The organism is Micromonospora chalcea (genome assembly GCF_028768405.1).
GTDB classification, from domain to species: Bacteria; Actinomycetota; Actinomycetes; order Mycobacteriales; family Micromonosporaceae; genus Micromonospora; species Micromonospora chalcea.
This window is the reverse complement of the sequence record NZ_CP118233.1, coordinates 4,534,424-4,545,000: the sequence shown is the minus strand read 5'-3', so window position 1 is coordinate 4,545,000 and position 10,577 is coordinate 4,534,424. Positions and strand designations below refer to the sequence as shown.

The window sequence follows — 10,577 nt, the reverse complement described above, 5'->3', positions numbered from 1 at the left end:
GGCATGGCCTGGTCTCGCAAACCGTGGCCACGTGGTGGTTGCAGGTGTGGGGCTGTGGGTTGTGGGTTGGTTGTTTGTTGAGAATTGCACAGTGGACGCGAGCATCTTTGTGGTCAAGTTGTCAAGGGCGAACGGTGGATGCCTTGGCACCAGGAGCCGATGAAGGACGTGGGAGGCCGCGATAGGCCTGGGGGAGCTGTCAACCAAGCTGTGATCCCAGGGTGTCCGAATGGGGAAACCCGGCATCAGTCATGTGATGTCACCCGCACCTGAACACATAGGGTGTGTGGGGGGAACGCGGGGAAGTGAAACATCTCAGTACCCGTAGGAAGAGAAAACAATTTAGTGATTCCGTGAGTAGTGGCGAGCGAAAGCGGATTGAGGCTAAACCGGCTGCGTGTGATACCTGTCAGGGGTTGCGTGGTCGGGGTTGTGGGACCCTGCTGAGCAAGCTGACACTTGTTCGAGAAGTTACAAAGCCAGTGGTTAGTCGAACAGTCTGGAATGGCTGACCGTAGACGGTGATAGTCCGGTAGGTGAAAGTTGCTGGTCTTCTGTGGGTGTTCCCGAGTAGCGGCGGACTCCTGAAATCTGCCGTGAATCTGCCAGGACCACCTGGTAAGCCTAAATACTTCCTGGTGACCGATAGCGGACGAGTACCGTGAGGGAATGGTGAAAAGTACCCCGGGAGGGGAGTGAAATAGTACCTGAAACCGTTCGCCTACAATCCGTCGGAGCCTTGCGGGGTGACGGCGTGCCTTTTGAAGAATGAGCCTGCGAGTTAGTGGCATGTGGCGAGGTTAACCCGTGTGGGGGAGCCGTAGCGAAAGCGAGTCTGAATAGGGCGTTTTTAGTCGCATGCTCTAGACCCGAAGCGGAGTGATCTAGCCATGGGCAGGCTGAAGCGCGGGTAAGACCGCGTGGAGGGCCGAACCCACCAACGTTGAAAAGTTGGGGGATGACCTGTGGTTAGGGGTGAAAGGCCAATCAAACTCCGTGATAGCTGGTTCTCCCCGAAATGCATTTAGGTGCAGCGTCGCGTGTTTCTTGCCGGAGGTAGAGCACTGGATGGTCTAGGGGGCCCACAAGCTTACCGAAATCAGCCAAACTCCGAATGCCGGTAAGTGAGAGCGCGGCAGTGAGACTGCGGGGGATAAGCTTCGTAGTCGAGAGGGAAACAGCCCAGATCACCAGCTAAGGCCCCTAAGCGTGTGCTAAGTGGAAAAGGATGTGGGGTCGCATAGACAACCAGGAGGTTGGCTTAGAAGCAGCCACCCTTTAAAGAGTGCGTAATAGCTCACTGGTCAAGTGGTTCCGCGCCGACAATGTAGCGGGGCTCAAGCACACCGCCGAAGCTGTGGCATTCACATTTTAACTTCGCCTGGCCTTGATGCCAGGTGCAGGTGTGTGGATGGGTAGGGGAGCGTCGTGCCGGGGGTGAAGCAGCGGGGTGACCCAGTTGTGGACGCGGCACGAGTGAGAATGCAGGCATGAGTAGCGAAAGAAGGGTGAGAAACCCTTCCGCCGGATGACCAAGGGTTCCAGGGCCAGGCTAATCCGCCCTGGGTGAGTCGGGACCTAAGGCGAGGCCGAGAGGCGTAGTCGATGGACAACGGGTTGATATTCCCGTACCCGCGAAAGAGCGACCCTGACGAACCTCGTTGTGCTAACCACCCGAACTGCCGGCGGTCTTCGGACCAAAGGTGGGGAGCGTGGGAACCTGGCGGGTAGTAGTCAAGCGATGGGGTGACGCAGGAAGGTAGCTGAGCCCGGCCGGTGGTTGTGCCGGGGTAAGCGTGTAGGCCGTGTCGTAGGCAAATCCGCGACACATGGGGCTGAGACGTGATGCCGAGCCGATTCAGGTGAAGTCAGTGATCCTATGCTGCCGAGAAAAGCCTCTAGCGAGTTCTTAGCGGCCCGTACCCCAAACCGACACAGGTGGTCAGGTAGAGAATACCGAGGCGATCGGGCGAACTGTGGTTAAGGAACTCGGCAAATTGCCCCCGTAACTTAGGGAGAAGGGGGGCCGGAGACGTGAAGCCCCGCGCGGGTGGAGCGTTGTATGGCCGCAGAGAGCAGGGGGAAGCGACTGTTTACTAAAAACACAGGTCCATGCGAAGAAGTAATTCGATGTATATGGACTGACGCCTGCCCGGTGCTGGAACGTTAAGGGGACCTGTTAGCTCTTCGGGGCGAAGCGGAGAACTTAAGCGCCAGTAAACGGCGGTGGTAACTATAACCATCCTAAGGTAGCGAAATTCCTTGTCGGGTAAGTTCCGACCTGCACGAATGGCGTAACGACTTCCCCACTGTCTCAACCACAGGCCCGGCGAAATTGCAGTACGAGTAAAGATGCTCGTTACGCGCGGCAGGACGGAAAGACCCCGGGACCTTTACTATAGCTTGACATTGGTATCTGAATTAGCTTGTGTAGGATAGGTGGGAGCCGGTGAAGCCTATACGCCAGTATGGGTGGAGGCAATCTTGAAATACCACTCTGGTTGATTTGGGTATCTAACTTCGGACCGTTATCCGGTTCAGGGACAGTGTCTGGTGGGTAGTTTAACTGGGGCGGTTGCCTCCTAAAGGGTAACGGAGGCGCCCAAAGGTTCCCTCAGCCTGGTTGGCAATCAGGTGTTGAGTGCAAGTGCACAAGGGAGCTTGACTGTGAGACTGACAGGTCGAGCAGGGACGAAAGTCGGGACTAGTGATCCGGCACTGGCATGTGGAAGCGGTGTCGCTCAACGGATAAAAGGTACCCCGGGGATAACAGGCTGATCTTCCCCAAGAGTCCATATCGACGGGATGGTTTGGCACCTCGATGTCGGCTCGTCGCATCCTGGGGCTGTAGCAGGTCCCAAGGGTTGGGCTGTTCGCCCATTAAAGCGGTACGCGAGCTGGGTTTAGAACGTCGTGAGACAGTTCGGTCCCTATCCGCCGTGCGCGTAGGATACTTGAGAAGGGCTGTCCCTAGTACGAGAGGACCGGGACGGACGAACCTCTGGTGTGCCAGTTGTCCCGCCAGGGGCACGGCTGGTTAGCTACGTTCGGAAGGGATAACCGCTGAAAGCATCTAAGCGGGAAGCTCGCTTCAAGATGAGGTATCCCACCCACTTTGTGGGGTAAGGCCCCCAGCTAGACGACTGGGTTGATAGGCCGGAAATGTAAGCCCGGTAACGGGTTCAGTTGACCGGTACTAATAGGCCGAGGACTTGACTACCAAGCTGCTACGCGTCCACTGTGCAACTCTGAACAAACGATCACCCACAGGGTTGGTTGACATGTTCATAGAGTTACGGCGGTCATGGCGGAGGGGAAACGCCCGGTCACATTCCGAACCCGGAAGCTAAGCCCTCCAGCGCCGATGGTACTGCACTCGGGAGGGTGTGGGAGAGTAGGACACCGCCGGACAAACATTCGATTCAGGGCCACCCCCGTGAGGGGGTGGCCCTGAAACGCGTCCACCCCGAAAACCGGTCCTCATGCCGGCGCGCGTGAACGGTGGACCACCCGCCACTTCCCCGAACCGCCGAACCGGCCACCACACCGCCTGGATTCGGGCCGGCCGACGGGAATCACCACGTCGGCCGCGTCAGTCTCGTACCGTCGAGCCGGGACCTCTGACAACGGCCACGCCGGTGGGCCGAAACGTGACATGGCGTACGTCGGGACCGTGATCGGGGCCGACCGCACGGGGTACAGGAGTGGACATGGAGATTGGAATCATCGGGTCGGGGCACATCGGGGGCACCCTCACCCGTCGTCTGCGTTCACTCGGCCACGACGTCGCGGTGGCCAACTCCCGCGGGCCGCAGAGCCTCGCCGACCTGGCCGCCGAGACCGGCGCCCGGGCGGTGTCGGTGGAGGAGGCCGTGCAGGGCGCCGAGCTGGTGGTCATCGCGATCCCGCTGAAGGCGGTGCCGCAGCTTCCGGCGGCGCTGTTCGACGGCAAGCTGGTGGTCGACGCCAACAACTACTACCCCCAGCGGGACGGCGACATCGCCGAGCTGCTCGACCGCAGCCTCAGCTCCAGTCGCTGGACCGCTGACCACCTCAAGGGCGCCCGGGTGGTGAAGGTCTTCAACAACATCCAGGCGGCGCACCTGATGGACGAGGGCAAGCCGGCGGGTACGGCGGGCCGGATCGCTTTGCCGGTGGCCGGCGACGACGCGGACGCCAAGCGGATCGTGATGGGCCTCGTGGACGATCTGGGCTTCGACCCGGTCGACGCGGGCACCCTGGACGAGAGCTGGCGGCAGCAGCCGGACACGCCCGTCTACGGCACCGACCGGGACGCCGACGGCGTACGCGAAGGGCTGGCCGCGGCGCGGCCGTGACAAGCATGGGAAGGCCCCGCCGGATGCGTCCGGCGGGGCCTTTCCGTGTGTCGTGGATCAGTCGTCGCCCGGCTTCGGGGCGCAGATGAAGCGCGGCTCGGCGTCGTAGCGCCAGCTGAACTTCTCCCGCTTGACGACCTTGCCGTCCTTCTTGATGACCCGGAAGGCGTCCTGGGCGAACCCGACGGCGCCCGCGGCGGGGATGCAGGACGGCCCCGGGGTCAGGTACACGGTCTTCGGCTGGGTGATGTTGCGGCGGGGGCCGTACTCCGTCTTGACGCTGTCGTAGATCTTGGTGCTCCAGATCGAGACGGTGATCGAGCTGGACGTGTACGAGGTGTCGATGAGCACGCCGTGGGGCGTGTTGTTGCGGAACTTGAAGTCGAGCTGCGGCCAGTAGATGGTCGACTCGATCACGGCCGGGTAGCGGCTGAAGTAGAACGAGTGCGGCTTGTGCTCCACGTCCTCCAGCCCGGCGTAGTAGGTGGCGTTGAACAGCGTGGTGGTGAACTGGGAGACGCCGCCACCGACGCCCGGCACCAGCTTGCCGTTCACGATCGTGGGCGCGTCCTTGTATCCCTGGTCGTAGCCGCGTTCGCCGGTGTGCCCGTTGAGCGAGAACGTCTCACCCGGCTTCACGAGCGTGCCGTCCACGTCCTTCGCCGCGCGGACGATGTTCTGGCTGCGCGGGGAGGAGAGGCCGCCGGTGAAGTGGGTGGTGAAGGTCGACACCCGCTCCTTGATGCCCAGCTTCGCCAGCTCCGCCTCGGTCAGCTCGGGCGCGGCCGGCTTGAGCTCGGCGGACACCGTACGGCCCTCGGACTTGGGCAGCACCGCGAGCAGGGCCGGGCCGAGCGCGGCGGCGTCGACCTGGCGGCCGGCCTTGCTGGGCACCACCTTCGGCTTGCCGCCGCTGATGGTCAGCCCGGCGTCCTGCGGCTCGACCTCCAGCTTCGTCAGCCGGTCGCCGAGCGCGGCGCGGAGCCGCTTGACGTCGACCTTCGGGGTGAGCGTGCCGGCGTCGTCGGCGGAGAAGCGCAGTGCCCGGGCGATGGCGGCGGGCGGGATGGTGACCGAACCGCCGTCGGTGGTGAGCGTCACCGGCGCGGCGACGGCGGGCCGGGCCAGCTCGGCGACGAGGCGGTCGACCTCCTCACGGGTGGTGGCGGGCCACTTCTCGACGAGCGGCACGGTGATCGGCTCGGCGGCCAGCCAGCCGGCCTTCACCACACCGGTGGCGCCGTCGGTGTCGACGGTGAGCGCCGGCTTCGGGTAGACCGGCTTCGGGGTGGTGCCGGTCCAGATGATCGCCGGCATCGTCATCTCGCGCCCCTGCGAGCCCATCACCTTCCGCAGGGCGGCCTCCAGCTTGGGCCGGTCGACGGTGACCACCGGCTCGACCGTACGGGAACCGACGAGCCGGCTCACCGCGTGCGCGTCGGCCTTCGCGGCGGCCGCCACAGTGGCGTCCACGTCGATGGCGAGCCCCACGTCGGACGGCTTCAGCTCGGCCTTCTTCTCACCGACGGTGACCGCCAGCGGGGCGTTCAACGCCTCGGCCCGGCGCTCCAGCTCGGCGCGGAGCGCCGCCGCCGCCTCCGCGCGGCTGCGCCCGCCCAGCTCGGTGCCGAGCACCGTGGTGCCGCGGGGCACGTCACCGGCGTACGCGTAGGCGCCCAGGCCGACGCCGCCGGCGAGCACGGCCGCGACGATCCCCCCGGCCAGCAGCAGCCGGGCCCGTCGCGACCGCCCCGGCCGGCCCGTGTCGCCTCCGGGCGGTGTGGCGACCGGCTCCATCTCGACGCCGGGCCAGCTCACCGCCGCCACCTTGATGGTGGGCCGGTCGTCGGCAGCCGGCACCTTTTCGCCGTACATCGTCACTGCAACCTCGATCGGAAGTACACGCGGGGACCGCTTCCCCCGCGGGAGACACCTACGGTAACCAACGCCCGGGCGCGCCGGGAGTCTCCGGCCCGGCGTCGTGTCGGGGGTTCGGCGGTGTCGGCCCGATCACCCGATTCGGGGCCGCGCCCGGGCGCGGATCGTGGCACGGTGAGCGGGTGCTGGCGTACGGCGGTGGGTGGCTCGACCGGGCGGCGGCGCTGCGCGGTGACGCGGAGTGGCTGGCCGGGCGGCTGGCCGATCCGGTGAGCGTGGTGTTGCCGCTGTGGCGGGACCGCTGCCTGGTCGACGCGGCCGGTCCGGTCCGGCTCACCGGCGAGCACGCGTCCCGCGTCCGGTCGGCCGCCGGGGAGACCGTCTTCCTGGGGCTCGACGACGACGTCGCGGTGTTCGCGGCCGATCTCTCCGCGCTCGGCGAGCGGGCCGCCGTCGAGTTGGCCGCCGCGACGCGCGCTGTCGACGTCCGGACGCTCGTGGGCCGGCTCGACCCGGCCGGGGCGGCGGTGCAGGCGTACGCCCGGGGGTTGCTGCTCTGGCACCGGCAGCAGCGGCACTGCGGCGCGTGCGGCGCCCGGGCCGTGGCCGGTGGCGGCGGGCACATGCGGACCTGTAGCGGTGGGGAGTGCGGGCGGCTGTGGTTCCCCCGGATCGAGCCGGCCGTGATCGTGCTGGTCGAGGCGCCCGGCCGGACCGGGCGGTGCCTGCTGGCCCGGCACGCGGGCGCGGCCGAGGGCAGCTATTCGACGCTGGCCGGCTTTGTCGAGGTCGGCGAGAGCCTGGAGGACGCGGTCCGCCGGGAGCTGGCCGAGGAGGCGGGCGTCACCGTCACCGACGTGGTCTACCAGGGGTCGCAGGCGTGGCCGTTTCCCGCCGGGCTGATGGCGGGTTTCCGGGCTGTCGCCGTGTCCGAGGAGGTCCGGGTCGACGGGGTGGAGTTGCTGGCGGCGCGCTGGTTCAGCCGGGCGGAGCTGCGGGCGCGGGTCGCGGCAGGGCGGCCGCTGGGCCGGGTGGACTCGATCGATCACCGGCTGCTGGGCGACTGGCTCGCGGAGGGTTGAACACCATCACCAGCGCGGTTCCCGCGGCGGTGGCGAGCGCGCACCACATGATGCCCTGGAACGTGCGGGGCGCGACGGTGGTGGTGAGCACGGCCAGGACGGCCGCGGCGACCCAGAGCGGCGCGGACGGCCAGCGCGCGCCCGCCGCGATCTTCGCGTTGACGGCCGCGAAGATCAGTGCGTAGAGCGCGCCGGTGGCGGCGAAGAACGGGGCGTACCTCCCCAGGGACGTGTAGTCCTCGCCGCCCACCAGCCGGAACGCGAACCCGCCGGCCAGGGCCGAGGCGGCGACGAGCACGACGCCGCAGCCGGCGACGATGGCGAGCACGACGGTACGGACCCGGTTGTCTCCCACGGCGAGCCGGGGCAGCGCCAGCACCACGATCACCTGGGGGGCCCAGAGCGCGCCCTTGGTGAGCACGGTTCCGACCGCGTACGCCCCGGAGTCGGCGGGCGAGAGCAGCTGGCGGGCGAAGATCAGGTCGGCGTACGACACCGCGAGCATCGCCAGCGCGGCGGTGCCGGCGCTCGCCACCTGCCGGATCCGCATGGTGGCGGCGACGTCGTTCCCGGCGGGCCGGTCGGGGCGGGCGATCCAGGCCAGCGCCGGCAGCACGAGCCAGGCGGTGAGCATGCCGGCGAGCAGGGTGACCACGACGTCGGCGCCGAGGACCAGCGCGACGATCATGCCGCCGTACCGCCCGAGCGCCACCACCCCCATCGCCCAGGCGAGACGGACGAAGCGTTGCTCACCCTGCAGTTCGCCGAGCCACCGGGCGGCCAGGACGACAGCGACAGTGGTGCCGGCGACCAGCGCCACGACGGTCGACGACAGCCGCAGACCGGTGATCATCAGCGGCGCGGCCACGACGACGGCGCCGCCGGCGACCGCCGTGGTGACGAGGCTGACCCGGTGCGTCGGCGCGCCGGGGTGGCGGGCCCGGTGCACAGCGACCGCCATCTGCAGCCCCACGCCGGCGACGCCGGCGATCGCGACGAGGGCCAGCGTCGTGGCGAGGACGCTCAGCTCCTCGACCGGCAGGTACCGGGCGCCGAGCATGGGCAGCAGGTAGGCGAGCCCGTTCGTCGCCATCGCGGCGACCGCGACGGCCGCGCCGGCGGTTCCCAGGCGGCTCGCGCCGGGCCCTGCCGTGGTCTCTGTCATCGCGCCTCATGTCGGTGTCGCCGGTGGAACGGGTTCGCCTCGAACCTCGCGTCGTCGTCGCGGCTCGCTCGTCGACGTCGTGAGGCAAGCTACCGTCCGTACTCGCCCTGTGCCTAGAGTGCTGTCCGGAGTCCCGGGTGCGACGTCGGGCCCGCTTCCGTCCAGGTTCATGGGGGTCCGTGTGCGTCGAGCGTCACCGAGCTTCGGTCCGGCGCTGTCGCGGGCGGCCTCCGCGCTGCGCCGCTGGTGGCCGGAGACGGCGCTCGGTGTCGGCGTGGTCGTCGCGATCCTCGGCCCGGTGCTGCGCCGTGGCTTCGTCCTCCGGTACGACCTGGTGTTCGTGCCGGACCCGCCGTTCGGCGCGGTGGTCTGGGGCAGCGGCTCCGAACTGCCGCGTGCGGTACCGAGCGAGCTGCTCGCGGTCGGGCTGTCGCAGGTCGTCCCGGCCGACGTGGCCCAGAAGGTGCTCCTGGCCGGCTGTCTCGTCCTGGCCGCGGTGGGCGCGGCGCAGCTGGCGCCCGTCGGTCATCCGCTGGCGCGGGTCGCCGCCGGGCTCGCGTACGTCTGGAACCCCTGGGTGTACGGGCGGCTGCACCTCGGGCAGTGGGCGGTGGTGGCGGGGTTCGCGGCGTTGCCCTGGGCGTTCGCCTGGGTGCTGGGGGTGCTCCGGCCGCCGCCCGAGGGCACCGGCCCGGGGCGGCGTTCCGCAGTGGCCGGAGGGGCCGCGGTGGTGCTGGGCGGCCCGGCGATGGTGCTGGCGGCGGTGTTCGCCTGTGCCCCGGCGCTGGCTCTGGCGCGCCGGTGGCGGGCGTTTGTGGCGGGGGCGGCGACGTTGGCCGGCCTGACCGCTCCGTGGTGGCTCGCGCTGGTGAGCCGGGGCGGCGCCGTCGACGTCGACGAGCGGGGGGTGGCCGCGTTCGCGGTCCGCGCGGACACGCCACTCGGCGTGCTCGGCAGCGTCGCGACTCTGGGCGGCGTGTGGAGCCGGAACGCCGTGCCGGTCGGCCGGGACCAGTGGGCGGTCGCCCTGATCGCGCTGGCGCTGGCCGGCGCGGCGCTGTGGGGGTACGTGCTTACCCGTCGCCGCTGGCCGTCGGCGGCCTGGTGGGGTCTGCTCGCCGGCGCGGTCCTGGGCACTGTGGTCGCCGTGGCGCCGGCGTGGTCGCTGGGCGCGCAGTGGATGGCCGCGCTGGTCGAGCACGTTCCGCTGGCCGGCGCGGTCCGGGACGGCACCCGGCTGCTCGCTCCGCTGGCACTGGTGCAGGCGGTGGGTCTCGGGATGCTCGTGGAGTCGCTCGTGACGACCGGCGCCCGGGCGCTGGCCCCGCTGCTGGTGGTCGCTCCGGTGCTGCTCATGCCCGGTCTGGCGTGGGGTCTCGGTGGTCAGTTCGACACGGTGCGGTACCCGGCGGAGTGGGCGGCGGTGCGCGCCGAGGTGAACCGGGATCCGGCCGGGGGCACCCTGGTGTCGCTGCCCTGGTCCTCGTTCCGGGCCTATCCGTGGGCGGGGAACGTGCCGGTGCTCGATCCGGCCTCGCGGGCGTTCCGCCGGTCGGTGGTCGGGGACCAGGACGTGCTTGTCGGCCAGGACCGGATCCGTGGGGAGAGCCGGGAGGCGGACCGGGTGGCGGCGGCGTTGGCGGCGCCGGGTGATCCGGGACCGGCGCTGCGTCGGCTCGGGGTGCGGTATGTGCTCGTGCAGACGGACCAACCGGACGCCGCACAGGTGGAGGGCCGGTTCGTGAGCGCCGAGCTGGTCCGGCGGGACGGGGCATTGACGCTGTTGCGTCTGCCGGATTCCGATTTCTCCGGCTCGTCCGGTCGCATCGGCATAATGCCGGTCCTGGGGTATTCGGTACTGGGGGCCACCCTGATGATCGCCCTTTCGCACCGGGTCAAGCGGCAGTGACGCATGTTACTCTTCGGTACCTTTTTCCGAAGGGATCATCGATGAAGGCATCCTTCAATCCCCTCCTCACCGCGGTAGTCGCCGCGGCGGTGGGTGCCGTGCTGGGAATTCTGGCCGTCTCGATCGGGGCGTCCACCCTCGGCAACAGCAACAGCAAGCCAGCGAGCGTGGAGCAGCCCATCATCGTGTACGGCGAGCGCTGACGG

6 protein-coding genes and 2 rRNA genes are annotated in these 10,577 nt (G+C 68.4%); 6 read left to right on the top strand and 2 right to left on the bottom strand.

The window, feature by feature from the left end:
• The first annotated feature begins 111 nt into the window (after nt 1-111).
• The 3 genes from PVK74_RS20120 (at nt 112) to PVK74_RS20110 (ending at nt 4,337) form a co-directional block, all read left to right on the top strand.
• Nucleotides 112-3,220, top strand: a 23S ribosomal RNA gene (locus PVK74_RS20120).
• Nucleotides 3,221-3,294: 74 nt separating this feature from the next.
• Nucleotides 3,295-3,411, top strand: a 5S ribosomal RNA gene (gene rrf / locus PVK74_RS20115).
• A gap of 299 nt (nt 3,412-3,710) precedes the next feature.
• Nucleotides 3,711-4,337, top strand: a complete 627-nt coding sequence (locus tag PVK74_RS20110; RefSeq protein ID WP_069089577.1) for an NADPH-dependent F420 reductase — start codon at nt 3,711-3,713, stop codon at nt 4,335-4,337.
• Nucleotides 4,338-4,394: 57 nt separating this feature from the next.
• Here PVK74_RS20110 and PVK74_RS20105 read toward each other — a convergent pair whose 3' ends face one another.
• Nucleotides 4,395-6,212 (bottom strand): VanW family protein, encoded by a 1,818-nt coding sequence (locus PVK74_RS20105; RefSeq protein ID WP_051611320.1) that lies wholly within the window; start codon nt 6,210-6,212, stop codon nt 4,395-4,397.
• A 185-nt stretch (nt 6,213-6,397) separates the two neighbouring features.
• On the opposite strand from PVK74_RS20105, the gene nudC reads away from it, so the two are divergent.
• Complete coding sequence (gene nudC, locus PVK74_RS20100; protein ID WP_274477005.1) at nt 6,398-7,297, top strand: NAD(+) diphosphatase; 900 nt, start codon at nt 6,398-6,400, stop codon at nt 7,295-7,297.
• Here nudC and PVK74_RS20095 read toward each other — a convergent pair.
• Nucleotides 7,194-8,462 carry an MATE family efflux transporter gene (locus PVK74_RS20095; protein WP_274477004.1) on the bottom strand — a complete coding sequence of 423 codons (1,269 nt, stop codon included), beginning with the start codon at nt 8,460-8,462 and terminating at the stop codon, nt 7,194-7,196. The genes nudC and PVK74_RS20095 overlap by 104 nt on opposite strands.
• A gap of 169 nt (nt 8,463-8,631) precedes the next feature.
• Here PVK74_RS20095 and PVK74_RS20090 point away from each other — a divergent pair, with 169 nt between their 5' ends.
• Nucleotides 8,632-10,371 (top strand): MmpA family trehalose lipid delivery protein, encoded by a 1,740-nt coding sequence (locus PVK74_RS20090; protein WP_274477003.1) that lies wholly within the window; start codon nt 8,632-8,634, stop codon nt 10,369-10,371.
• A gap of 41 nt (nt 10,372-10,412) precedes the next feature.
• The gene (locus tag PVK74_RS20085; RefSeq protein WP_157539048.1) at nt 10,413-10,574 is read left to right on the top strand and encodes a hypothetical protein; all 162 of its coding nucleotides are present in this window, start codon (nt 10,413-10,415) and stop codon (nt 10,572-10,574) included.
• The last annotated feature ends 3 nt before the right edge of the window (nt 10,575-10,577 follow it).